Source organism: Pedobacter sp. BMA, from assembly GCF_001027745.1.
Taxonomy (GTDB): Bacteria; Bacteroidota; Bacteroidia; order Sphingobacteriales; family Sphingobacteriaceae; genus Pedobacter.
The window spans coordinates 151705-176982 of the sequence record NZ_LECU01000009.1 but is presented as its reverse complement, the minus strand read 5'-3'; the positions used below and the strand labels follow the sequence as shown (position 1 = coordinate 176982).

Below are 25278 nucleotides of genomic sequence, written 5' to 3'. Positions count from 1 at the left end.
GCAGTAGTACTTGGGATGGTAGCTGCATTGGTGATGTCATTGGTAGTTGGTAGCGCATTATCAATAATATCAGTTATAACAGATGTTGTACCTAAGGTTACTGGAGCAATAGTTCCCGAAGAAATGTTCACGGTATAATTTTCAGTAGATTCTACCGTATTTGGACTACTAACTATAGTGACATTAAAAGTTTTAGTTGCATTTGCTGATCCGACAACAGTACCTGCAGTAAAAGTCACAGATCCTGGAGTTAAAGAATAATCTGCTGGCGAGATCGCGCTGCCATTCGATGCACTGTAATTTAAAGTTACATCATTGACTAGGGTAGCTCCTGGTGTACCAGTTAAAACAATTGCATATTGAGCTGTACCAACAGTTTCACGTACAGATGTTGGACCCGTAAGGTTGATGGTTGCGGTATCATTATCAGTAATTGTTGTAGATGCTGTAGCTGTTCCAAGAGTCGCTGACCCAGTCAAACCAGTAATATTGGTACTGAAAGTTTCATTGGGTTCTACTAAAGAATCATCAGTTATTAAGATTGTAAATTCACGGAAATCACCCACTACGCTTCCAGCAGGAAAACTAACTGATGAAACGCTAGGCGAACCGTAATCGGCAGCTACTGCAGTTCCTGGTGTGGTACCGGTATTTACAGAAATGGCATTTTCTGTAACTAAACCGGCTGTACCATTTAAGGTTACACGATAGGTAACGAGGGTACCTTCTGTTACGGTAGTGGTAGTTCTCGTTAAATCTACAGTTGGGACTTCCAGAGCACAAGCGAAGGCGTCGTCGAAATGTCCAAAATCACCAACAAAAGCGCGATAAGTATAAGTTCCGGCGGGTAAAACAGCTGACTTACCACTTACAAAAAACCAGGTTTCATCGTCTGTGGCATTGGTAAAATTAACGGAAGAAGAACTCGCTAGAGTTGCTGTGTTTGCTTGATTTCTTATCTCAACCAAACCAGTCCAGTCTGCATAACCAGGACTTGTTTTATCTCGGTTACTAAACCAACCTGAAAATGATAAAATACTTGGTTTTGATAGTATAATTGTTCTGATCGGATAATCAGACGTTCCGTTTATATCTAAATACTGGTTTCCGTTATGTGCATAGTCCGGACCAGGAGTATAACCGGTTCCGTCTACTTTTATAATATTCAATCGGTTTGCTTGTCCGCTTTGGGTTGTCCAAAGATTAAATGTAGCAGAGGCCTGGATATTATTATTATTGTTATTAGCTACAACAGGATCGTCAAACCCATTATTGATTGTGAAAATAGGTGTAGTACAGTTAGTAGAAACGGTCGGGCTAATATCTCTGATAACTGCTCTGTTATTGGTAGCTACCTGATCAATTTGACCTGATCCTGCCGCAATGGTAGCAATATTGGTCATTCCACCCGCAATGTTTACCGAAGCAGTAATAGTTAGGGTAGCTGTACCTGAAGCTGCTAATGCACCAACGTTCCAAACTCCAGATGATGGAGTGTAGGTCCCCAGGCTAGGAGAAGCCGTTACCAGTGTAAAACCACTTTGGAGCAAATCTGTAACTGTTACACCTGTAGCAGCTGAACCGCCAACATTGCTAGCGGTTACCGTAAAGGTTACTTGAGTTCCAACCAATGGTGTTTTACTGCTCACTGTTTTAGCTACAGCCAAATCTACATCATTATCAGTGATGGTAATCGTCGCCGATCTGTTAGCAACAACTGGAGTCAAAGTCAAACCATTTGATGCAGCAGTTAAAGTTAAAATTGCCGCCTCAGATGCTTCTACTATAGCGTCATCGATTACAATGAAGGGCACAGTGACAGAAGTTTGTCCTGCCAGAATTACAGCAGATGCCCCGATCGTATTATAATCCGTTCCATTAGTAGCTGCTCCAGACATAGTGAACGGAACGGTCGTATCTGTAGCTCTAGCATTCTGAATAGTTATAATATATGAACCTGCATTCCCCCCCTCTGTAAGGGTTGGCGTTGAAGTAGAAACAGAAACATAGTTTACAACAGCTACAGAATTGTCGGCATAAACGTTATTACATCCATACGGTCTGTTCGGCGGATTAGGTGTATTGGCTGGTGTATTTCCATTACATTCAGCAGCCGGATCAGTTGGTGCTAAGCCCGAAGTTGAGTTTGTCGCATCAGGATCAGTCGTATCTGCAGGTCTCAACATGCTGGCCTGAACTGGTATAGTATTACCTGCTAAGGAAGTTCCAACTGTCCCCGTAATAACAAAAGTTGCAGTCGATCCACTGGTCATATTCAGCTTCGAATTATATGTTGAGCCGGATGTAACTGGACTATTTTCCGTCACGCCAGTACCTAATGTCCTGGCAACATTTGTAATAGAAAAACCTGCTGGCGCAGTAAAATTGAAACCTGCGCCTGTGACATCACTAACACTATTAACGGCTGGACTCGTATCTCTGAAATTTTGAACAACTACTGTATAACTGACCGTACTTCCAATTGCCACCGGCGCGGTGAATGATGGTGTGATACTGTTTGTTCTTAAATCTGCACGTGTCGTAACAACGCTTACCGAAGTTACAGCCTCGGGACTTTGTGTAAATGCCCAGGTATCCATTGATTTAAGATTCCCAAAACTATTCGCACCTTTTCCTGTATTTGTATTGTTAGTTCCAGCATCCGCTGAATAGCTACCCCATTTGTGTCCGTTCGCATTACTGGAAATTCCATTAGTTCCGGCGTACAACGGTACGGATCTCTCATCTCCCGTCGCACGGTTAATCAAACTATCGTTCCAGAAGACAATATCACTGTAAACACCCGGATCAGTACTTGTACGAACCGGATTATAAGTGGTTCCATTTTCCAGTAATTCTATGATTAGTCCTTTCGGGTTTATTTCCATATCTATAAATGGAAAGTGAACCTCTGCTGTTTGTAGCCGTACTCTGATCTGCGAAACCGTCGTTCCCGGAGCTAAAAAGTTACCATCACCATCTTTACCATCCCATATGACTGTATTAGAACCAATATTTGCGTTACCAGTTAAAATTCTTTCTGTACCAATACTAGGTGGAATTACTATTTTGTAAGTACCTGCGTTATTTGAAGTGAAGGTGATTTTCCCTCCTTTAGCGCCAGCCTGCCCAACTGTTCCTTCATCACCCGTAAGCTGTACATCTGAAATAACGGACAATATCGCAGCCGTTTTAAGCCAAGTAGTTGTAGCGGCAGATCCTGTATAATTTATCGATGCTGTTGCTGGTAGATCCGGCGCGGGCTTAGTGTAAAATATTTTATGAGTGATATCTGTAGTCCCATCCTGCGTTCTAGGATCTTGTGTTACACTAGTAATTAAATTCGTGTTAACACTCTTAAACTGAGAATTATTAGCCGCGTTCCTGAAACCCTTATTATTAACAAAGAATGTAAATCCTATCCCCTTGTTATCGTTATTGTTAACCAAATATGCTCTCCCATCTTTAGTCAAAACATACACTGAACTTTGAAAACCTGTATTTGCAGTAAAATCACCGTCAATTAGGAGGTTTAAAACATTCACATACACACGACCAGCTATCCAATTAGAAGCATTAGTATTTGCTCGAACCGAAACATCCCATGCCGCAATTATTGAGGTACCATTAGCCTGTGCAGCAGTATTACCTGTACCTGCATTAGTACCTTGCGTCCAGTCAGCATCTGCTAAAACATCCTCACGTCCGTTAGTTTGGGTATTCGTATTTGTAGTCCCCGCAGGAGGAATAAATTCTACTCTGTAAATTCCACTTACAGGTGCAATGTACTCGTAAGGCCTGTATCTACCCGCTGGCAATGTGTTTGTTGAATTCCACGGCCCTGCTTTCTCCTGGGTCCTGTTGCCGATTCTACCAGTTGTAGTAGACACTCCAGACGTTGCCGACGGCACCGCTGGAGTAATATTATTAGGGGCAAAGATATTGATCGTGCCAGAACTGTACCCCTGAGCACTAGAGGCTACGGCTATAATCTCCCCAGCGTTTGCATATACGAAATGAGTCCCCGCAGTCTTGAATGGATAGGCTTCAGCACCGAAGGTTGTAACACTACTGTACAATGCGGCTCTATTACCAGCAACCCCACTAGGGTACAAATCCTTACTTCCATCAGCGAAAGCCTCATTGAAATTGGAAATAAGAGCTAAAAAAGCAAAAAGGGAAGTACGGAGAAAATATCCAACAAATTTCTTCGTTAAATAAGTGTTACTACGATTAAATATTCGCGCGAAACCACGCGAAAAGAGTAGAGCTTTATTCATAAACGGGACGATAAGACAGTCTGCAACAATAGGGTTGTGGCAATTGTTATTCTAGCTAATGTTTGGTTTTCGATAACTTACGTAATCTCAAAACTTATGGTTTTAAAATGATGAAATTTATTAGTGAAATTCTGTTCCACCAATCCGATATCACACTTATTTTTGCAAAGATATTTAATGGTTAGAAAACTTCAGCTGACGATTATTTGATTTTGTATTATTAGTAATACAGAAAGTTTTACTATTGAATTGACTTAAATCAAATACTGGGTTATTTTAATTGGAATGAAGATTTTTTGGAAAGCCAACAACGGCAGATAATTGATTATAATCAATTGTTTTAATACAACCAATAGCTATATCAAATTTAAGACATTCAAGTTTCAGCCTAAATGCTTGGCATATGCTGCTCAGGATGATTAAAAGTGGAGTTGCAGAATAATTTGAAAAACTATTTCTATCGATATATTAATCTTTAATGGCTGGAAAGATTACCGTAAAGCAGGTTGTTGCATCCGATGACTGCACACTTATTGTACCACCATGAGCTTTTGCGATTTCACTGGATATAAATAATCCTAAACCCAGTCCCTCCTGCCCTTGCTTGATGCTACCCCTCGAAAAAGGCTTAAACAAATGCTGCTGAGTTAATTCATCGATCGCTTGTCCTGAATTGATTACACAAAGTTCCAGCCCCTGGTCATCAGTTTTCGCTGTTATGCTGATGGGTTTGCCCTTCTCTCCATGTGTAATAGCATTCCCCATCAGGTTGGAGAACAGCTGTGCCAGGCGCTTGTGATCTGCTTTCACAGGTTTTGAAAGAGACAGATCAAGATCAATAACCATATCTGGCATGGCTACAGTAAATTCGGAAATGACTTCTTTCAGCGTATTTTCCAGGCTGTCTGTATTTTCAAAATTTAATTTGATTCCACCGCCAAGTCTACCACTCGCGAAATCCAGAATATTATCAATTAGCCCGCGGGTCCTCATAGTCGCATCCTGAATAATCTTGGCTAATTTCAAATTTCTTTCGTCGAGATTGCTCCTTAATTGAAGCTGCACAGCATTTGAAATGGCATTTACAGGGTTACGAAGATCGTGTCCCAGCATGGCAATAAACTGTTCCCGGATTTCTCCTTCTTCCTCCTGTCTGCGGCTTCGTTCTGTCGCAACTGATAAGTCGTCAATGGCACTAAGATGAAATGAAATCAATTCCGCAAACAAGTTGAAAGTATCAATGGTATGCTGGTTGTTTACATTAGCCGGGTTAGGATCAATGGCACATAGTGTGCCGAAATATTCACCATTTTTTAATGTTATAGGTACTGAAATATAGCTCTGTAAACCATAGATGCGGGGTGTATGGTGGTCACGCCATTTCTCATCTTCACTTACGTGATCAATGGCTACAGCTTTTTTGTGTTCACTGATTTCGTGGCAAATAGTGGTTTCCAGCTTAAGCTCCCCGCCGGGCTCTAAACCAAAACCTATGAGATCGTTTGTAGCACAGGCAATCCACTGTTCATCAGTTACCCTGGCAATGGCCGAAAACCCCATGCCTGTGGTTTTGCAAACTACGTCCAAAATGTTAGCGATTATGGGAATTTTTGCAACGGACTCGATATCAAGTTGAATATCCGCTTTACTGATGCGTTTCATGCCGACTAAGTTTAAAGGATTGAAGTCCTCTAAATCAAAGATAGCAAATTGAATTGCATATCCAAACCAGCACGAAGCAATCTCGGCTTTATATAATGATTGTTACTTTTAAGGGGCGGCTAGGCTATATGACCAAATGCCTGATTATCTACACGGTGTACAAAATCACCAATATCAAAAGGCTTGGAGATAAAATCCTGGGCAGCACAATCATACAATACATCTCCGCGGGAGTAATTCGCGCTCATCATCAACACAGGAATAGCACAAGTTGACCGGTCAGCTTTTAAAATTTTACATACGTCGATACCATTACCATCAGGAAGCATTACATCAAGGACAAAAGCATCTGCATGCGATTCAGGTGCTCCTTTCATAAATGCGCTAACGGTAGCGAAACTACAAACCTCATAGTTTTCTGTCTCTAATAAAAATGTGATAATTTCTCTGATATCATCATCATCCTCAAGTATACATATTTTCTTTTTCGCAACATTCTGTTTCATCTTTTTCCCTTTTTCCTTATCCGGAGTACATACCCAACAGGCTTTCGCTAAATAAGTTTTATTTATCTGATATTATAGCACTTAAGATTGATAAAACACGAATGGTGGCCCATTAAAATTCAAGCTTAAAGCAGCAGGTTGCTGCTAACCAGAAAGAAGAGAAATGCTAACTAAAAGACGTTAAATAACACTAAAAGCTCTAAAACAGAGCGATTAAGAGTAAACGAAACTATTTCTAAAAAAACCTGTTCAACGCTATATAACAAGTCGCCTCATGATTGGATTTATACTCGCCACACCATCTAATAACGCTAAAGCGAACAATAGCGGAGCTGAAAGGCAAGAGCAGGTACTCGTTTCACAACTTCAGCAGAAAGATCGTGGGGCTTTTAAAAAGTTATACAAAATGTATGCTGCAAACTTGCTTGGTGTGATTACACTCATTGTTAAGCAACATGAAACCGCAGAAGATTTGCTTCAGGAATCCTTTTTAAAAATATCGAGAAACATCGCCAGTTACGATGAAAACAAATCCCGGCTTTTTACCTGGATGCTAAATATTGCCCGCAATACGGCAATTGATCACATCAGAAAAAAATCGACTAAACAGGAAACTCAGCACGTTGATCTGGATGAATCCATGGCGCAGCTAAACACTAGCTTCTTTTATTCAATATACACAGATGGTATAGGAATTAAAAAGATAACCACAGCATTACCTCATAAACAACAGCTGATTATCGACTTGGTTTATTATCAGGGTTACTCCCATTCTGAAGCTGCCGAGAAACTAAACATGCCGCTTGGCAGTCTTAAAACATCATTACGTGCAGCAATACTGCTGCTTAGAAAATCTTTTAATAATGAGCAAAAATCTTCTGGTTCGTTTTCTCTACAGCAGGCTATAGTTCCACAACGCGCTGTTGCTTCACATCATTTCTTTTAAGAAAGCGTTGGTAATTCCGGCTTTCAGAAATTTGTTTGTGCGCGTATTGTCTCAAAATAGGGAAATTAAGCAAAATGCTTTGGATAGAAACGCAATCAAAAGGTTTTTTGGGTCAGAAATCAGTTCACATCTTCATCGGGGCTTACAAGTGACGAGCTAAAATCCTTGATATCAACAAAGCCTAAAAATTGGGCGAGGCTATTTAACACAAATTGAGAGTTCTGGTGTTCGGGCTGATCCAATTTAAAGAAACGTTTCAGATTTGTTTGAGATACATAATTTTTAGTTTCTCTAAAAATTTGCTCCGAGACATGTAAGCAATCCTGAGCGTCCAGTTTTTGCATTCCGTACTTCACGCAAACCTGTTTTCTAAGCTCTGTTTCAAGGTCATTACTATTCATCTGTTATCGAATTAAGTTACCCCTTTCTAAATAACACACACTACATACAAATGTTTCATAAAGATCATTTAACAACTGGCAGCGCTGAATGCCAGATAAGTGACTTATTCTCTAAACATTATCAAAGTAATGAGATTATATCTTATTAACTGGCAGCATTATTGTCTGTATACCAGTAGTTCTGATCAATAGCCGTCGAAATCATATAACAAGAGGTAATGTTGATAGTGGAAGATGTTTTATGGAAAAAAAAGTAATGATCATTGATGATGACCGGGATGCAATGAAAGTAATTAAGGATGCATTAACAGCAGATGGGTGCATGGTTGAGTCAATTATGACTATTGATGACATTTATCCAAATTTACAAAGCTTTAAACCTAACCTTTTCATACTCGATATTAACCTCAAAGGTGGAGATGGACGCAGTCTGTGTAATAAAATTAAAGCTGATTTGTCTTATCATCATATTCCAATTGTGCTGCTTACCTCGCTTGATTTTGAAAAAATCGGAGAAATTGATTGTGAAGCGGACGCGATACTTGGAAAACCAATCGACATGAAAAATTTGAGCCTTACCATTAACAACCTGATCGGAGACTTATCGCAATAAAAATTAGTTAATCTGGTAAGCGCATCCCGGGCAATCCGGGATGCGCTGTATTTTAAGCCAGGTTTTCTAAACTGATCTGCTCTCGAGCCAGTTTTGCAGCAGCTACGAGATTTATTAACGCGGCTTTTGTCTCTGGCCATTTACGGGTTTTCAAACCGCAGTCTGGATTTACCCAAAGGTGTTGTGCAGGGAGCAGGCTTGCTGCTTTTGTAAGCAATAAAGCCATCTCTTCGGCACCAGGAACTCGTGGTGAATGAATATCATACACTCCCGGGCCGATTTCGTTAGGATAGTCAAAATCTGCAAAGGCCTCGAGAAGTTCCATCTGCGAGCGCGAAGTTTCAATTGTAATCACATCCGCATCCATAGCTGCAATATGCTGAATAATGTTATTGAATTCGCTGTAGCACATATGCGTGTGAATTTGTGTGTCATCCCCCACCCCGCTTGCCGAAATCCGAAATGCGTTCACCGCCCATTCAAGATATTTGGCGTGTTTGGACTGTCTTAAGGGTAAGCCTTCACGTATGGCAGCCTCATCAATCTGAATGATACCAATCCCAGCTTTTTCCAATGCCAGAACTTCATCCCGGATGGCAAAGGCTATTTGATTGGTTGTAATATCCCTTCCCTGATCATCACGTACAAATGACCATTGTAAAATGGTTACCGGGCCCGTAAGCATGCCTTTCATCGGCTTTGCAGTTTGAGCAGCAGCAAATTTACTCCAGCGTACCGTCATGTCTTTCGGGCGGCTCACATCGCCATAAATTACCGGCGGTTTTACGCAGCGGCTTCCATAACTCTGCACCCAGCCATTCTTTGTAAACAAGAATCCATCCAGCTGCTCGCCAAAATATTCCACCATGTCGTTACGCTCGAACTCTCCATGTACCAGCACATCCAGTCCAATTTCTTCCTGCCAGCGTATAGCCGCTATTGTTGCATGTTCTATAGCCTCTTCATACTGCGCAAGGGTCAGCTCGCCTTTTTTGTATCTGGCACGCATCTGGCGTATATCATCTGTTTGTGGAAATGACCCTATTGTTGTGGTGGGGAACGCAGGGAGCTTAAACCGCTCATGATGCAATTGCTGACGTATTGCAAAAATACTTTTACGGGTTGAGTCTGCATCTGTGATTCCGGCAATACGATCCTTCACTACTTGTTTATGTACTTTCTGAGAGCTTCGGCGGTTTTTAATTGCTAACTGGTTGGCTTCGAGCAAATCAGCATTTCCTTCAGCAATCTGACGGATTTCACTCACCTCAATTAATTTTTGGCGTGCAAAAGCCATCCAGTTTTTTATTTCCGGATCAATAGCTGTTTCGAGTTCCAGATCAATCGGACTATGAAGCAATGAACAGGATGGGGCAATCATTACTCGGTCTTCACCCAACAATGCTACTGCCTTAGCAACAAGAGAAAGCGACTTTTCATAGTTATTCTTCCAAACGTTACGCCCGTCTACTACCCCTAAGGAAAGTTGTAATTTTTCAGGAATCAGTGCCAGCACATCGTCCAGCTGTTCAGGACCCCTCACAAGATCGATGTGCAAGGCTGATATTGGAAGGTTTACGGCCAAGGCTGCATTATCCAACAGTGCCTCAAAATAAGTAGCGACTAGTAACTTTACCCCGCTTACCCTATTAGCAATAGCCCGGTATGCATACTCAAAAGCCTCTTTGTCTTTTTTTGAAAGATCGAGCGCCAGGCAGGGCTCATCCAACTGAATCCATTCTGCTCCCTGTTGTTTCAGACGGTTGATTATTTCAATGTAAACCGAAACCAGCTTTTTAATCAGGTCAATCCGTTCAAAACCCGTTTCTTTTTCTTTACCCAACAGCAGATAGCTCACCGGCCCCAGCAATACTGGCTTTGCTTTCTCTGCTAATTGCTGCTTTGCGCCGTTGTATTCACAGAATATATTTTCATTAAATATCCGGAATTCCTGATCTGCAGTAAATTCAGGCACAATGTAATGATAGTTGGTATCCAGCCATTTGGTCATTTCCATTGCCGTGATATCCAAACCGTCTTTTTGATAACCACGGGCCATGGCGAAATAGAGATCAATTTCATTGTTGCCCTTCACCTGCGAGAGTACAGGCGAGTAACGTTGCGGGATTACACCCAGCAAAAAACTCGTATCCAATACCTGATCATAAAAACTGAAATCATTGCATGGGATAAGGTCAATACCGGCATCTGCCTGGGTTTGCCAGTTCTCTTCCTTAATGATACGTGCAACCTTATTGAGTTCCTTAAGGTCTATTTTACCTGCCCAGTATTGCTCGCAGGCTTTTTTCAATTGTCGTTGGATCCCTATCCGCGGGTATCCCAGATTTTGTGTTAACATATTTCAACTTTTTAAATGGTAAATAATCATTGTAAAAAGTTCGCACATCATCTCAGGATGTTTCGCATAGAATGAAAAAAAGAAAAACACAGACGCAGGCGATAGCCCGGCTCATCCAGCAGGATTTACCATCATAAGTACTCATCTGACTTTAAGCTTCAATCGCGAAAGCATCGTCAATTCGAAACAGGCAGGTATCCTGACTTGTAACAGTTTCTATCATCCTTCCCGCCAAATGAGCAGTGGACATCCCTGGATAAAAACCTTTTTGTTACTTACAGTTGCGCGACAGTTCGTGATTTACACACGATTCCCTTTTCATTTACAGCTATGTAAAACCTTTTTCAATTGTTGAAATATGCAAAGAACTCTAATTATTACAAATCAGCTTTAAACTGCAACAAAAATACATCTGAAGATCATTATTCTTTTAAAAATGTAAAGTTCAGTTATATTATCTATTTTTAACTATATTTAAAGCAAATAAAACTTTTCATAAATTTTATTTAACTCCTTTAAAGAAAATTATTCTGATGACTGAACTTGATGAAACAGACTTGTTATTATTAAAGACCCTCGCAAACAATTCAAAACACACCAATAAGGAACTTGCAGAAAAGGTAAATCTATCCCCTTCTCCAGTTTTCGAAAGGATCAGACGACTCGAAACCGCCGGATATATCAAAAAATATATTGCCATTCTGGATGCGGGGAAATTCAATCAGGGATTCATCGTATTCTGCAACATTAAGCTGAAGCAACATGACAAGAAAATTGGTAACCGCTTTGTAGAAGATATTATGAATATTGATGAAGTGGTGGAATGCTATAATGTCTCGGGAGACTACGACTTTATTCTAAAGGTTTATGCCAAAGATATGAAACACTATCAGGACTTTGTATTCAATAAACTTGGTTCTGTTGAAAGTATAGGCAGCACACACAGTACTTTTGCTATGGCCGAAATTAAAAATACACACAACATTAGTTTTTAAACTTACTTATCTACTGAGTCTCAGCCTGAACTTCTAGCGATAGAAAGTTATCTAAAACGAGGTAATTTCATTCGTCAATTGGCAAAAATAAAACTTGGTAACCATTATTATGATATATTAGCTTTTTATTCAGATGGGAATGTTCAGCGGAGATATTTAAACTTTGAGACTACGTCCAGATTGTATTGATATTATATTATAAAGCTAATGGTGATTATTAGTAGTTTTGAAGAATACAAGTCTTATTTAGGAATCCAAATTGGGCAATCCAAATGGCACAAAATAAACCAGCAACAAACCAACAGGTTTGCTGATGCAACGGATAATTACACAAGTGACAACGGTAAAGCTAAAGAACAAGCACCAGTTGATTCTGAATTTGTACCTGGGTATCTGACGTTATCGCTGATCCCTTATTTGTGGAAACAAATAGCAGACATCAGGGATGTTAAAATGGAGGTAAACTACGGGATAGAGAATTTCAAATTTAATCAGGAAGTCCGCGTTGATGACGAGGTAATGCTGCGCGCCAAGCTGATATCAATCTCCGATCTTCGCGGGATCACTAAAGTTGTTATTCAGGCAGATCTCGATATTAAAGGATCAACGGTAACTGCTTACACAGGTAACGTGGTTTTCTTATATCATTTTAATTAGGTCTGATACGCTAAGATGCGGAACATCTCACGAATCATCTCTTGTGATAGTTTCTGCTTAACCTGGTGCTGCATCAGGTATTCATCAGAAAAATTCTCACCTAATTCATCCATAATAAAGGCATATCTGGCCTTTAATTCGATAAGATCAATCTGTATGGATAAAGATAGCTCCTGCATAGTACAAAGCTATAAAACCCGTTTATCAATCGGAAGAAATTAATCAGATGTTAATAAAAATACATTAACTACTCAACATACAGATTTAAGCTGATGTGAGCTTTTCAAGTTACGGCATAAGCCCTACTGCTGAAAAACGTTAGCTTTCATATTCATGCCAGGATAGCCTTTTTGAGCTATTTACAAAGGCTTGCCATATTGGTAATTTTGAAGAATTAATTTTCCTTTTATCAATGAAACCTAAACACTTTTTAATTGCATTAGCCATTCTGGTTATACCATTATCACTACTCGCTTCCCTTTATGTACCCAAAGGCATTAAAGCCCGGAAACATGAGCAAACCATGAAATTAGCACCGGTAGAAACCGATCACGTTACCCTTGAGGATGTGCAAAAAAAAACCTTTTATATTGAGGACAAGCAACCTATTGGAAGTACAGTTTATTACTGGAAATTACGATCGGGTAATCAGGTACTCAATTTTGAACATGTACCCGACAATATCTTTTGGAAATGGAATGTGAATGAAGCCGTTCCCGCTGGCGTGATTCTTAAATTAATGAGAATTGATGAGCAAATACATGAAACCTACAATTTACACATCACCAGGCAACGATAATCCAGATGGCTGGAAATAAAAAAAGGCTATCTCACGACTGCCTTTCACATATAAATAATTAACCAAACAAATTCACTTTAGGAATGGCCACCATTACGCATGATGGCCATTTTTGATCTTGAACTACCCAAAGTTCTTCGACCTGTTTTTTCATAGGTAGCATATAAACCATACTCAGCTGATATTGTTTTCGCACCACTTGCTTTTTAATGTATGTTACTGATTGTTAAGGCAAATAAATATTTCTCATCCTCCCTTTATGAATTTAATCGATTCGATGATGTTGCCATCCAGTGATAGATCATCAAAATTATCTTGTTTTGATACTGCCACGTCAGGTACGATGTAATCATAGTAAATCCCATTTCTGTCGCTGTCGTACCCTGTAGTCAGGGCCATCGTGGTATTAAATGGCAAAGGCCAGGAAACGTTGCCTGTAGTATAGCTAGCCGTGTTTTCACCAATAAAACGCGTATTAGCTCTGCCTTTAAAAGCCAGCGCGGTAATTTCTCCCGAACTTCCAGTGAACAATCCGGTGATGACAGCCACTTTCGCCTGATCTAATAAACGACCATTAGGAGATACAGATGAAATAACTTTAGATTTTTGGATGTAATTGCCCTTGTCTAGCTTATATTTACTTACTGACCTCTTATCTACATTAAGTTCACCCCAGATATCATGATCACCAAGAAGGTCATACAGCGCCAGCAGCATAGGGGCTGCGTTACCCCCCGTGTTAAACCGTAAATCTACTATCCAGCCCTCAATGTTATCATTGTTTTTGACTTGAGCAATCTGCTCATATAAAGGCTGCGCAATGCGACTTATATTTTCAGCACTATTGTCAAAGAACACCATACCAGGGACTAAAATATAGCCGTACTTCCCTTGCAGTACTTTTACCTCAAACGCTGGTCTGGTATCATATTTCTTTTTCCATTGCGCGGAGTAGCGGTCTTTTGCAATCACCTTATGCGTTGCTGAATATTTGCCCTCCCTACGGTACACTAAACAATGCGTCGCATTGATCTTATCAAACAAGGTACTAATTTCATTAAGAGAAGTTTTAAAGCTTTTATAAGTCGCCAAACGCTTATAGGTTTCAGGCTCCACACTTTTCCAGTCCACTGATTTGCGATGCAGATAGCCAATCTTTAAGGCCTTAAAAAGTTCTTTATAAAAAGTATCGATGCTATCCTGAACGGAGCGACCTGATGTTTCGACGATTGACTCTTCCTTCTTCGCACTAACAGACTGAGCTGAAGCACCCAGAGAAAAAATCAATAGCAGGATTAAGTTAAGAATGTTTTTCATTTCAAAATATAAGTAATTTTGAAGGTAGACGAAATTTGTTTGACTTTGGTTGCATATTTTTCCGCGACCGCAAACTAAAATGCCTCAAAAGTGTTTCTCCAGTTAAGATTTATGTTATGGTACTAAATTTAAACGATCTTGTGCGTGCAGCCGGAAAGCTGGAAAATGTGTTGAATGATCTTGACATCAGCATTAAAATAGGTAAACCAAATATTATTGCATTTGATATTCCGACAGCATTGAGTTTTCGCGATGAGCCTGCGATGATACAATTTGCCAGACAAGCCCTGGCGAAAGCTTCCGTAGCTTTATACGCCGAACTAAGGATTATTTTTATCCTCGGCCCGAATCATAGTCATTCTATTCTGTTAAAACCTGATTCCAGTTCAATGCCCAATTAGCGATATCATTCGCTACAAGTAGCCTTCCGTCAGGCACCAGATAATTACATTCTTCTGGTTCTAAAAAATGGAAATAGTATTTGATTCCTATCGTTATTTGCGCATGGCAAATTCCACGCTGTCGATTACATGATCCAAATCAAACGGTTTCTCTACAAAAGCTTTCGCTTTACAACCAATCCCAATTTCGCGCGAACTTACGTTAGCGCTCATCATCACCACTGGTATATCGTGTGTATGCTTATCATTGTTAATTTTTCTGCAAAGATCTATTCCATTTCCATCAGGCAAACGGACATCAAGCAGGTATAGATCCGGCGTATAATGGTGGCGCGCCCTCATCAGGTCTTTAATGCACGAAAACATGCTCACCTCGTAATCTTCTTCTGATAATAAAATATTTAAAACGTCGCGGATAGCGTGATCATCTTCCAGCACACATATTTTCTTTTTCATTTTATTCCTCCTCTATAACCAAAACCCTTTTTAAGATCAACTGGCCCATATTTATTCAACATGATCTACCTGCGAATTGTTTAGAAGATGCAATTAATTTTTTGCTGAAACTTACAGCGCAATTTAAATCTTGATCTTACTTAAAACCAGGCTAAAGAATTTGATGAAAGCAGCTTTGTTTATTTAGCTATTCAGGCAATTCTAAAACTTTAGCGACAGCGAAATGTTAAACAGGAAATAAAAACAAAACCTATGACAGCAGATAAAAAAGTACAAGCAATCAAATTATTGAAACAAGGACTTGAAACGATTCAGGCGAGAGCGTACACAGAAATTGCGGAAATCCCGACAGATGACCAGGATGATTTTCAGGTGAAGTACAGTTTTGTGCACGAAGGTATAGAGGGCATATTTACTGTGATAGGTAAAGCCGCCCCTGCTGCGTCCGAAGAAGGTGAAATTAAATTTACGCTGCTGAGTGAGTTCGCGGAGGATTCACTACATTATGAATCGGCAACAGCAAGAGAACAGGTTGACAACGACCTGATCAGTGCCGAGAGCTACCTGAACGACCATATCAATCAGGGATAAGAAGATCAGAGATGGACAAACCCAGCTATCTCAATTTTGACCATTCTAAATACGAATGGAAACCTGATATCGACTACCGAGTTCATCCTGAGGCCTACCGAGTAGGCAAGGGTGAACAAGGTGTGCTGATCTGCGAGCCATACAAAAGTGAAATTGGCCGATACTGGCGTTTTAAAACACCCGATATCGCCAACGAAAGCAGCGAAAAAATATATAAACTTTTCCTTGAGTATTTGCGAGCGGATGATTTTGTTGGAGCCGACATGGCCCGCAAATACCTGCAGATGGGTTATACCCGGGCAAGAAGATATGCCAATTACAAAGGGGGAAAGAAGTATGATGCCGATCAGGATTACCGCCAGCTGGAACGCGGCACCGGCGATGCACAAAAGGCCATATCTGCGTCTATCTTTTATGATCGGTGGAAATCAGCAGAAGCCAATGAAAAATATGTAAAACTAAAGAAGCAGTGGAAAGATGAAAGGGGTTAAAAAACAAAACCTTCCTCAAAAATGCTGTACGGTTTGTGGACGCAACTTTAGCTGGCGCAAGAAATGGGAAAAAGTTTGGGAACAGGTAAAATACTGCTCCGAAAAATGCAGACGAGGGAAATCTGCGTAATTATTTCTTGTAATAAGCCGATAAGCATGTCCTGATGCAAAAAAAGGCAAATCTTTTTTATATTTGACTTACGGAAATGGTGTCCTTCCGATTCAACCGCTTTTCAAAGCTGATGGCGCCTGCAAAGTATCGCGGATAATGAAATCCCGATGGTAATTCCGCTAATGAATAACCTGAATCGAATAATCTCAAAAATGCAGTTTCAGAGCCTTGGTTATGCCTTGCGCTGGACGTTGATCACCATTCCTGTAGCCGTTAGTATCGGCAGCATGGTTGCCCTTTTCCTGTGGTTATTACAGGGGGCAATCCATTTGAGGTTTGCCAATAAATGGTTACTATACCTGCTTCCGCTTGCCGGTATTGTTATTCACCTGATTTACAAAGTTGCCGGCAAATCTTCAGAAAAAGGCAACAACCTTATCCTTACAGAAATCACCAAGCCTGAAAACGGTGTTCCGATGGTGATGGCTCCATTGATACTGGTTACCACTATCATTACCCATTTGTTCGGAGGCTCTGCCGGGCGTGAAGGTACCGCAGTACAAATCGGAGGAAGTATAGCCGGTACCTTTGGAAAATGGTTTAGACTTGACGAACATGAAATTCGCATATTGCTCACGGCCGGTATTGCCGCAGGCTTTGGTGCAGTTTTTGGAACCCCTTTAACGGGGGCTATTTTTGCAATGGAAGTATTGGTAATCGGAAAGATTAACTATACATCTCTACTTCCATGCCTGATTGCCGGAATTGTTGGCGATTTAACTGTAGCTGCCTGGGGCATACACCACACCCCATACCGAATTGATATCATACCCGATTCATCCTACTTTCTTTCTGATTATCTTCCGGTAAATCTGCTTTTACTTTTCAAGGTAATCTTGTCGGCAATTGCATTCGGACTGGCAAGCTACATTTTTTCATTGGCGATACACCTGGTGAAGTCCTTCTTCTCCAACATAGGTAAGAACAAATGGTTGATTCCTGTATGCGGTGGACTGACAATCATCCTCTTAACGCTCTTATTGGGCAAACCCGATTACCTGAGCTTAGGGGTTGATCCTGAATACAAGGGTGCTGTAACCATCGCCTCTGCCTTCCATGCCGGAGGTGCTGAGCATTTCAGCTGGCTATGGAAAACCATATATACCGCTATCACACTTGGAACAGGCTTTAAGGGTGGCGAAGTAACGCCCCTGTTCTACATCGGAGCAACATTGGGCAACACCCTTGCCGGATGGATGGATGCACCTGTAGGCCTTTTCGCAGCACTGGGCTTCATAGCGGTTTTTGCTGGTGCAACGAATACACCACTGGCCTGTACGGTAATGGGCGTTGAGTTGTTTGGCAGTCAGTACATTCTTTTCTTTGCTGTAGCCTGTTTTACCGCGTATCTTTTCAGCGGACAAGCAGGGATATATACCGCACAGGAACCCGGCATTCCTAAATTATTTTCTAAATCAAAACAAAAGGTACCATCATCAAAAGAATAAAAAAGTTATATTAAGCTGATTGAGAAATGATAATTCAACAGACAGAGACATTTTTTAAAAAATATATCACGTTAACATTTAATATATATTCACAATGCTAAAGAAATTACTTTTTGCAATGCTCTTGTGTACTTTCCTTCAGGTGCAGGCCCAGGAGAACTTAAATTTCAATAATAATAAGGAAATTACTTCACCCGAAATCAACTCTGATAAAAGTATTACTTTTCGTTTGATGGCCCCAGGCGCAAAAAAGGTGGAATTGCAGGGTGACATGCTTGGGCACAATAACCCGGTTCCGATGAACAAACAGGACGATGGCCTCTGGACTTACACTACCCCTCCTGTGAAGCCAGAATTATACAGCTATTCATTTATTGTTGATGGACTCAAAATTCGGGATGCCAATAACGTTTATCAGATCAGAGATGTGGCATCCGTAGTGAACGTGGTTATTGTGCCAGATGGAAAAGCCGAAAATTATCTGGTAAAAGATGTGCCGCATGGAACAGTGAGCAAAAGATGGTATAAATCTCCGGGCAATGAAAAAAACAGAAGAATCTCAATCTATACCCCTCCGGGTTATGAGGAAGGGAAAAACAAATACCCGGTATTATATCTGCTGCACGGTATGGGTGGAGATGAAGAAGCCTGGCTGGCTCTGGGAAGAACTGCCCAGATTTTAGATAACCTTATTGCGCAGGGAAAAGCTAAACCGATGATTGTGGTGATGCCCAATGGAAACGTTGCACAAGGTGCAGCACCAGGAGAAGATTCGAAGGGCATGTATAAACCAACCATGCAACTGCCCCACACGATGGACGGAAAAATGGAAGAAACATTTATGGATATCCTCAAATTTATTGAAGTCAGCTATAGGGTAAATGCTAATCAGGCGAACAGGGCCATTGCAGGTTTATCCATGGGCGGATTCCATTCCCTTCACATCAGCAGGTTTTACCCTAAAACATTCGATTATGTTGGTCTTTTTTCTCCAGCGATCATGCCTTTCAGCAAAACCACATCTCCGGTTTACGAAAACTTTGATGTTACACTTAAAAAACAATTCAGCAACGGTTTAAAATTATACTGGATTGGCATAGGAAAAACGGATTTCCTTTACAAATCAGTAGCAGATTACCGGAAAAAACTAGACGAATACGGTGTGAAATATACTTATTCGGAAAGTGAAGGAGGCCACACCTGGTCGAACTGGAGAGATTATCTTGTTACTTTTAGTCAGCAACTTTTCAAATAGTTGACGAGGCTTTTTTATGAGATAGAACCAAAGTAGATGCTTCATTCCTTTATCATGTTAGCACAAAATTAATATTCCCGTAATACCGCTGCGTATACCGCACTGTTAGTTTTGCGGGATATTTTATTCCGTACTAATCATGAAGACAAAACTTTTACTTATTGGCCTGTTATTATCCGGCACAGCATTTTCCCAGCAAAAAATCGACGTTCAGGCACATCGTGGTGGGATGGCCTTGCTTCCGGAAAACACCATCCCGGCGATGCTTAATGCGGTAAAGCTAGGGGCTAAAACACTGGAGCTCGACGTCGTTATCTCATCCGATGGGAAAGTAGTGGTTTCCCACGACCCTTATATGTCGGCGGTTTTTATGAGCAAACCTGATGGTTCTGCTGTAACGAAAGAAGAGCAAAAAGATTTGAGTTTATTCAAAATGACCTATGACAGCATCCGCAGATATAGCTCAGGTTTACGACCTCACTCCATGTTCCCTAATCAACAGCAACTCAAAACCCATAAGCCATTATTGAGTGATCTGATCGACAGTGTAGAAAGCTACGTAAAAAAGAACAAACTCAAACCGGTTTATTACAATATTGAAACCAAATCTTCACCTGCTGGTGATGGAAAATACAATCCCACACCAGAAGTTTTTGTTAAAACCATGATGGATGTAATCAATACCAAAGGGATTAATAAACGTCTGGTTATTCAGTCTTTTGATGTAAGAACACTTAAAGTTCTGCACCGAAGCTACCCTCAAATTAAGCTATCACTTCTGGTTCAGGGAAAAATGAATCTAACCGAAGAACAGCTAAAGCAATATGGGTTATCAGCCAAAGAGGTTGAGGTATATTTTAAACAGATGAATGCGAAAAAATTCGGTCTGGAAGAGGACCTGAAAAACTTAGGCTTTGTACCAGCTATCTATAGCCCGTATTATACCGGGGTAAACGCAGAAATGGTTACACAGGCACACGCAAAGAAAATGCAGATTCTTCCCTGGACAGTTGATAAAGAAGATGATATGCTGGCTTTACAAAAGCTTGGTGTCGATGGAATCATCACTAATAGCCCCGATGTTCTAATCAAACTCGTGGGAAGTTATCAAAAGAAATAATCATCCGTCAGGTTTCACAACATATCATTCCGTACAAAATACATTCATATTAACAAACGAAAAGAGCTCAGAAGAGCTCTTTTCCAGTTTATATCGGCCTGATACAGCAACGATTGCCTCGCGTATTGCCTTCTCAATTACTTCCTCCGCTCTCCTCACACGGTCAGGATAACCAATGGTATCTGCGTTAGCGTTCCGTAATAACAGCCGCAAATCCACCATTTCTGCTGAGTTTCACAGGAATGGTTGAATGAGCATTCACTTCCTGGCTTTTCTTCCTGTAATCCATCCCCTGGCGGTCAGCATTAATTCCATCTTCGAAAGAAGTCATTTCATAAGATTTACCTTTTGTCAGAAAATCGGGTTTTAAATCAAAAGTCCTTTCTTTACCGTTGGTAATTCCACCGATAAACCATTTATTGCCTTTCCGTTTTGCAACAATAGCAAACTCCCCTACCTCTGCTTTTATTGCTTTAGTCTCGTCCCAGGTCACAGGAACCTGAGTAATAAAGTCTGTACACTCCTGATTTTTGTAATATAGTGTTGGATTATCACATAGCATTTGTACACCACTTTCAAATAATACAAATAATGCAAGCTGGTAAGCCCTGGTGCCCACACTTGCAGCGTTTGGCCTTTTACCGCCAAAAACTTCAGGCTGCATGTTGATCATTGCACCAGGTGTAAAATCCATAGGTCCAACCACGTTCCTCATGAAAGGTAGATAGATGGAATTATCTGGCTGACAGCCCTCCATTTGTTCCATACCTCTCACACCTTCGTATGAAATCACATTCGGATATTTCTGTTCCAATCCTTTCGGGGTAAACGAGCCGTGGAAATCAACAAGTATATGATGTTTTGCTGCTTCCTTAGCCACTCTTTCATAGTAGTTAACCATCCACTGATCATTTCTGTCCATAAAATCAATCTTTACACCCTTTATTCCCCATTCTTCAAATTTTTTAAACAGATCCATATTTTTTTCAACTGTAAGCCACGTAAGCCACAATATGATATCTACCTTTTTTTCCTTCCCATATCTGATCAGCTCGTGTAAATCGACTTTTTGATTAGGGATGTAAGGATCAAAAACGCTCTCTGCCCACCCTTCATCCATAATGATATATGGAATGCCATTCCTGGATGCAAAATCCATATAATATTTATAAGTCTCCAGGTTATAACCTGAAACGAAATTCACATCATTTCCATAAGGTGCGGCATCATTCCACCATTCCCAGCTTACCTTTCCAGGCTTAATCCAGCTGGTATTTGTCAGTTCGGATTTTGGAGCAAGCTTTACCGGCAATGTACTTTCCAGTAACTCGTTATCACTTTTCGAGATAATGAAATACCTCCAGGGATAGGTCCTTTTAGCATCTGTTTGGGCAATATACTCGGCTTCCTTTGTGATTCTCATAAACCGATCACCTTCTTGCTTATCCTCCAGTGCAACTTTTGAAAATGCCGCGTTAACTTTGGAACCATTGCCTTTAAGAAACATGCATGGATAATCCCTAACGTCAGTTTCAGCAAAAAGCAACTTAAATCCCTTTCTGGTATCTATCAGGGCTGGCAGTGTGGCCATTGGGCCAGACTTTTGCCATCTTCCGTTGTCCAAATGGATGTAGTTGGTTTCATAATTTGAAGTAAAATCTTTAGCGGGTTGTAAATGCAGTAAGTAATCATCAGGAAGATTCAAACTTGCATCTTCATTTAAAACCTTAACTTTTCCATTTTGGTCTCCTTTAAAGTTGCTGACGATGCGATATGCAGCACCATCATTATACGCCCTGAATTCAACACTATATCCTGTGTTCAAACGAATCAATAATGAATTGAACTGATCGGTTATCCTGGAAAACTTTAACGGAACAACAGGCCTGAATTCACCCGATGTTTGCGAAAATTTATTGCTTTGGATCTTTATCTCCTTACCTGAAAACCGCTGATCGGTAATAATTCCCAGGCTAGCGCCCTCTATAAGCGGAGTGTCGTCACGGTATATACTGTAATATACTTTATCCATGACGTTTATTTTTACTTTAATTGATCCATCCGGGGAAGATAGATCCGCCCCCCTGCTTTTCATAGTCCCTAACACTATAAAAAGCGAAAACAGCATAAAAACTTTCCTATTCATTTTGATATCATACATAACAGCATCTATAAGTATTTTGCATCATTTGGCTTCCAATCTCTCCAAACTGATTTTCAATTCAGGTATATCAATAATAAGATTCACTTTCCATTAAAGCAACTTCAGTAGTTACAGATTCGTAGTTCCATCACAAAAGTTACGATTATTGGAAAAATTCAGTTGAAAGCTACCCGTTAGTAACTCCTAAATTTATTAAGCCAAAGTCGTAAACAAACACCTATACATGAAACACCACATCAAGCAATTCACTATTATCAAATAACCCAAACCTTTTCCCAATAGCATTTGTCTTTCTAATACTAAAACCTATAACATGAGCAGTCCGGAAAACAGTAAAAGTGAAAAAGACATCCTGAACGATATCCAGCAAGTCCACCAAAAGATTGAATCCAATCCTGAAGAACAATATGATCCCTCTGACACAGATGCTGTTGCCGGTGATCTGCAAGAACAGGTTAAAGGCAGTGATGCCGACAGTGACCGGGAATCTGGTGAGGGTGCCCAAGAAGATCAAAAACAGGAACAGGAAAAAGGTAGCGATGCTGACCACGAATAATGCACAGAATTATTCTTAATCACTACATTAAAATATAAATGGACATGAACGAATCGAAAAAACATGATGAAGATGCCGACAAAGAAACTGCCGGCAAAGAGAACAACGAAGAACAGAGGAACGATAAGTACTTATCTGATCAAAACCTCGAAAATAATCCCAATAAACCAGATGATGAAGCGGACTTTGAAAATCCGGATGACGATCCTGCCTAGCGATTGTATGGTAACGCGATTAAGATTTGGTAATCCTTGCGCTGAAATATTGATGGCCTGACGCACGCATTATGCGTGTGCCAGCATCATACAAAAGTAGCCGATATATGCTCTGTTACTTTTTTACCACGACTATTTTGCGGATCAGTGCGGCTTGTGATCCATTAGTAAGCGACACAAGCGTGCCGTTTTTCCAATACTGGGCCGCACCAGCATCACTGTAGCCTGCTACGTACACATCAACTCCTGATGTAGCTACAGACAACGCGAAAGCACTTTCAGGTCCGCTGGAGAGAATAACCGGTGATCCGTTTTTCCAATATTTCGCCACAATCGCATTGTTTGCGGCGCTCAGCCCAAATCCGGCAATATAAACATCATTTCCATTTACAGCGATTGATGTTCCGCGCACATCCGCAGATCCTGCTTCAATCAGGACAGGAGCCCCCAGGTTTTTACTATAGCGGGTTTGCGACTGACCGGAGTTATTATAACTTTCTGACCAAGCCAGATATAAATCATTGCCCGACACAGCGATCGCCTGATCAGCCGCCGCCCGGCTCCGGTCTGAAAGATCAAACAACTGTCCGTTTTTCCAATAGCAGGTAATGGTAGTAAGCCAGTCGAGATTTCTGCGCTCACCGATTACATATACATCGTTGCCTACTAATGCAATACCTGTAGCAACGGCCTGCTGCGTATTATCTGTTAGCGCAACGGGTGTCCCGTTCTTCCAATATTTTGCCTGATAAGTAGACGCGCCGGGAGATAGTTCCTGACCGGCAATATAAACGTCATTGCCAGATACAACAATATCGTTGGCAAATGCATCTCTTGTACCGTCAGTTAATGATATTGAGGTGCCATTCTTCCAGTATTTGGCTACATACTTTCCTGCTGCATTGATTTCATATCCTGCAATATGAATATCTGCGCCAGATACCACCATTGCATTTGCGTCTGACGATCCGGTGTTTCCACCCAGTGTAACTGCATTGCCGTTTTTCCAGTATTTAGCCACGTATCCTTCACGTCCTGCTGCATAAATATCATATGGCTGCGGCGTGGGGAGAATTGGATCTTCTGACCTCTTCTTACAAGATAAAAACGTACTTAATACTATTAAACACAACGAAGCGAAGTGTAATTTTTGCCCCATATTAATCTTTTTGTTAGTGTATACTGCGGCTTGGCTGCTGAATGCTTATGCGTTCCCGCCTGCGTTTCCGGCTAAATCGCCACCCACATCCTCTTCATCGTCAGTTTCGCCCGTCAAACCTCGCTGTACATCATTATCATCCACTTCTTTTTCCTCATTTGGACTTTGTTTTGCCTGGCCTTTATCATCTTCGCCATCTTTTGGGTCATAGTTATCTTTCATCATGTTGTTTTTAATAATGAACATCAATAATCTTCATAAGGTTTGAAAATAATTCCCTTTCCTAAGATAAAATGATTCGTTTCAAATCTATCTTTAATCATAATCTATTTCTTCTTAGGTACTTTCGCACCCTCTTTCCTCGCTTCAGAAAGTCCGATCGCTATTGCTTGTTTCTTAGAGGTTACTTTAGCTCCGGTACCAGTCTTTAGTTTTCCCTCTTTTTCTTCATGCACGGCCTGCTCAACTTTTTCGCCAGCCTTTTTCGAATACTTTGCCATAATGTTATTTTTTAAGATCAGATAAATGGAAATGCCATAACCGTTAGGGTGTTATAACCGCTGTAATAACTCTTTTTTAGAACCCTTCAAAAAATAAAAAGGTTTTGAAAAAGTGATATTGAAATATTGATCAGGGCTATCCATCTTTTACTTTCTTAATATTTAGAATCAACTTTAATCAGGATTTCAATAACCAGTTCGGCGACGTGCTATGG

At 40.6% G+C, this 25278-nt stretch carries 26 protein-coding genes and 2 riboswitches; of the genes, 14 read left to right on the top strand and 12 right to left on the bottom strand.

Going from position 1 to position 25278, the window contains the following annotated elements; all coding sequences use genetic code 11:
- The 3 genes from AB669_RS19890 to AB669_RS19880 form a co-directional block, all read right to left on the bottom strand.
- On the bottom strand, window positions 1-4280 hold a 4280-nt coding region (locus AB669_RS19890; RefSeq protein WP_047801098.1), incomplete at its 3' end, for a Calx-beta domain-containing protein.
- 468 nt (window positions 4281-4748) lie between these two features.
- On the bottom strand, window positions 4749-5942 hold the full coding sequence (locus AB669_RS19885) for a GAF domain-containing sensor histidine kinase (RefSeq protein WP_047801097.1): 1194 nt from the start codon (window positions 5940-5942) through the stop codon (window positions 4749-4751).
- Window positions 5943-6061: 119 nt separating this feature from the next.
- A complete protein-coding gene (locus AB669_RS19880) occupies window positions 6062-6448 on the bottom strand; it encodes a response regulator transcription factor (RefSeq protein WP_047801096.1) in 387 nt (128 codons plus the stop codon).
- A gap of 274 nt (window positions 6449-6722) precedes the next feature.
- Between AB669_RS19880 and AB669_RS19875 the strand changes: the two genes are divergently transcribed.
- The gene (locus AB669_RS19875; RefSeq protein WP_053058499.1) at window positions 6723-7394 is read left to right on the top strand and encodes an RNA polymerase sigma factor; all 672 of its coding nucleotides are present in this window, start codon (window positions 6723-6725) and stop codon (window positions 7392-7394) included.
- A gap of 119 nt (window positions 7395-7513) precedes the next feature.
- Here the strand turns inward: AB669_RS19875 and AB669_RS19870 are convergent, their stop codons facing one another.
- Window positions 7514-7795 carry a hypothetical protein gene (locus AB669_RS19870; RefSeq protein WP_047801095.1) on the bottom strand — a complete coding sequence of 94 codons (282 nt, stop codon included), beginning with the start codon at window positions 7793-7795 and terminating at the stop codon, window positions 7514-7516.
- A 241-nt stretch (window positions 7796-8036) separates the two neighbouring features.
- On the opposite strand from AB669_RS19870, the gene AB669_RS19865 reads away from it, so the two are divergent.
- Window positions 8037-8408 (top strand): response regulator transcription factor, encoded by a 372-nt coding sequence (locus tag AB669_RS19865; protein ID WP_047801094.1) that lies wholly within the window; start codon window positions 8037-8039, stop codon window positions 8406-8408.
- 52 nt (window positions 8409-8460) lie between these two features.
- Here the strand turns inward: AB669_RS19865 and metE are convergent, their stop codons facing one another.
- On the bottom strand, window positions 8461-10767 hold the full coding sequence (metE, locus tag AB669_RS19860) for a 5-methyltetrahydropteroyltriglutamate--homocysteine S-methyltransferase (RefSeq protein WP_047801093.1): 2307 nt from the start codon (window positions 10765-10767) through the stop codon (window positions 8461-8463).
- Window positions 10768-10938: 171 nt separating this feature from the next.
- Window positions 10939-11125, bottom strand: a riboswitch (cobalamin riboswitch).
- Between the two features lie 175 nt (window positions 11126-11300).
- Here metE and AB669_RS19855 point away from each other — a divergent pair.
- Window positions 11301-11762: an Lrp/AsnC family transcriptional regulator gene (locus AB669_RS19855; protein WP_047801092.1), complete on the top strand. Its 462-nt coding sequence runs from the start codon at window positions 11301-11303 to the stop codon at window positions 11760-11762.
- 207 nt (window positions 11763-11969) lie between these two features.
- Window positions 11970-12419, top strand: a complete 450-nt coding sequence (locus tag AB669_RS19850; protein WP_047801091.1) for a MaoC/PaaZ C-terminal domain-containing protein — start codon at window positions 11970-11972, stop codon at window positions 12417-12419.
- Here AB669_RS19850 and AB669_RS19845 read toward each other — a convergent pair.
- Window positions 12416-12598, bottom strand: a complete 183-nt coding sequence (locus tag AB669_RS19845) for a hypothetical protein (protein ID WP_047801090.1) — start codon at window positions 12596-12598, stop codon at window positions 12416-12418. The genes AB669_RS19850 and AB669_RS19845 overlap by 4 nt on opposite strands.
- A 233-nt stretch (window positions 12599-12831) precedes the next feature.
- Between AB669_RS19845 and AB669_RS19840 the strand changes: the two genes are divergently transcribed.
- Window positions 12832-13218 (top strand): hypothetical protein, encoded by a 387-nt coding sequence (locus AB669_RS19840; RefSeq protein WP_047801089.1) that lies wholly within the window; start codon window positions 12832-12834, stop codon window positions 13216-13218.
- Window positions 13219-13464: 246 nt separating this feature from the next.
- Here AB669_RS19840 and AB669_RS19835 read toward each other — a convergent pair whose 3' ends face one another.
- Window positions 13465-14535, bottom strand: coding sequence for a S41 family peptidase (locus AB669_RS19835; protein ID WP_047801088.1), 1071 nt, complete (start codon window positions 14533-14535; stop codon window positions 13465-13467).
- 116 nt (window positions 14536-14651) lie between these two features.
- Between AB669_RS19835 and AB669_RS19830 the strand changes: the two genes are divergently transcribed.
- A complete protein-coding gene (locus tag AB669_RS19830; RefSeq protein WP_047801087.1) occupies window positions 14652-14936 on the top strand; it encodes a hypothetical protein in 285 nt (94 codons plus the stop codon).
- Between the two features lie 93 nt (window positions 14937-15029).
- Here AB669_RS19830 and AB669_RS19825 read toward each other — a convergent pair whose 3' ends face one another.
- Window positions 15030-15392, bottom strand: a complete 363-nt coding sequence (locus AB669_RS19825; protein ID WP_047801086.1) for a response regulator — start codon at window positions 15390-15392, stop codon at window positions 15030-15032.
- A 252-nt stretch (window positions 15393-15644) separates the two neighbouring features.
- Here AB669_RS19825 and AB669_RS19820 point away from each other — a divergent pair, with 252 nt between their 5' ends.
- The 6 genes from AB669_RS19820 (at window position 15645) to AB669_RS19800 (ending at window position 20469) form a co-directional block, all read left to right on the top strand.
- Entirely contained in the window at window positions 15645-15983 is a 339-nt protein-coding gene (locus tag AB669_RS19820) for a hypothetical protein (protein ID WP_047801085.1), read from the top strand.
- An 11-nt stretch (window positions 15984-15994) separates the two neighbouring features.
- Complete coding sequence (locus AB669_RS19815) at window positions 15995-16474, top strand: DUF4385 domain-containing protein (protein WP_047801084.1); 480 nt, start codon at window positions 15995-15997, stop codon at window positions 16472-16474.
- On the top strand, window positions 16461-16604 hold the full coding sequence (locus AB669_RS22500; protein ID WP_082120743.1) for a DUF2256 domain-containing protein: 144 nt from the start codon (window positions 16461-16463) through the stop codon (window positions 16602-16604). Before AB669_RS19815 ends, AB669_RS22500 begins: the two co-directional genes overlap by 14 nt.
- Before the next feature lie 63 nt (window positions 16605-16667).
- Window positions 16668-16733: riboswitch (Fluoride riboswitch) on the top strand.
- Between the two features lie 65 nt (window positions 16734-16798).
- Complete coding sequence (locus tag AB669_RS19810; protein ID WP_231582721.1) at window positions 16799-18094, top strand: voltage-gated chloride channel family protein; 1296 nt, start codon at window positions 16799-16801, stop codon at window positions 18092-18094.
- Between the two features lie 94 nt (window positions 18095-18188).
- The gene (locus AB669_RS19805; RefSeq protein WP_047801083.1) at window positions 18189-19349 is read left to right on the top strand and encodes an esterase; all 1161 of its coding nucleotides are present in this window, start codon (window positions 18189-18191) and stop codon (window positions 19347-19349) included.
- 139 nt (window positions 19350-19488) lie between these two features.
- Window positions 19489-20469 carry a glycerophosphodiester phosphodiesterase family protein gene (locus tag AB669_RS19800; RefSeq protein ID WP_047801082.1) on the top strand — a complete coding sequence of 327 codons (981 nt, stop codon included), beginning with the start codon at window positions 19489-19491 and terminating at the stop codon, window positions 20467-20469.
- A 187-nt stretch (window positions 20470-20656) separates the two neighbouring features.
- Here the strand turns inward: AB669_RS19800 and AB669_RS19795 are convergent, their stop codons facing one another.
- Window positions 20657-22564: a glycoside hydrolase family 97 protein gene (locus AB669_RS19795; protein WP_255352169.1), complete on the bottom strand. Its 1908-nt coding sequence runs from the start codon at window positions 22562-22564 to the stop codon at window positions 20657-20659.
- A 382-nt stretch (window positions 22565-22946) separates the two neighbouring features.
- Between AB669_RS19795 and AB669_RS19790 the strand changes: the two genes are divergently transcribed.
- Window positions 22947-23189 carry a hypothetical protein gene (locus AB669_RS19790; protein ID WP_047801081.1) on the top strand — a complete coding sequence of 81 codons (243 nt, stop codon included), beginning with the start codon at window positions 22947-22949 and terminating at the stop codon, window positions 23187-23189.
- 44 nt (window positions 23190-23233) lie between these two features.
- The gene (locus AB669_RS22255; RefSeq protein ID WP_197082451.1) at window positions 23234-23404 is read left to right on the top strand and encodes a hypothetical protein; all 171 of its coding nucleotides are present in this window, start codon (window positions 23234-23236) and stop codon (window positions 23402-23404) included.
- Window positions 23405-23519: 115 nt separating this feature from the next.
- On the opposite strand, the gene AB669_RS19785 is transcribed toward AB669_RS22255, so the two are convergent.
- From AB669_RS19785 to AB669_RS22380, 3 genes are all read right to left on the bottom strand, one after another.
- On the bottom strand, window positions 23520-24563 hold the full coding sequence (locus tag AB669_RS19785) for a hypothetical protein (RefSeq protein WP_156166811.1): 1044 nt from the start codon (window positions 24561-24563) through the stop codon (window positions 23520-23522).
- 45 nt (window positions 24564-24608) lie between these two features.
- Window positions 24609-24788, bottom strand: a complete 180-nt coding sequence (locus tag AB669_RS19780) for a hypothetical protein (RefSeq protein ID WP_156166810.1) — start codon at window positions 24786-24788, stop codon at window positions 24609-24611.
- A gap of 101 nt (window positions 24789-24889) precedes the next feature.
- Window positions 24890-25063: a DUF6496 domain-containing protein gene (locus AB669_RS22380; protein ID WP_197082450.1), complete on the bottom strand. Its 174-nt coding sequence runs from the start codon at window positions 25061-25063 to the stop codon at window positions 24890-24892.
- Window positions 25064-25278 lie beyond the last annotated feature (215 nt).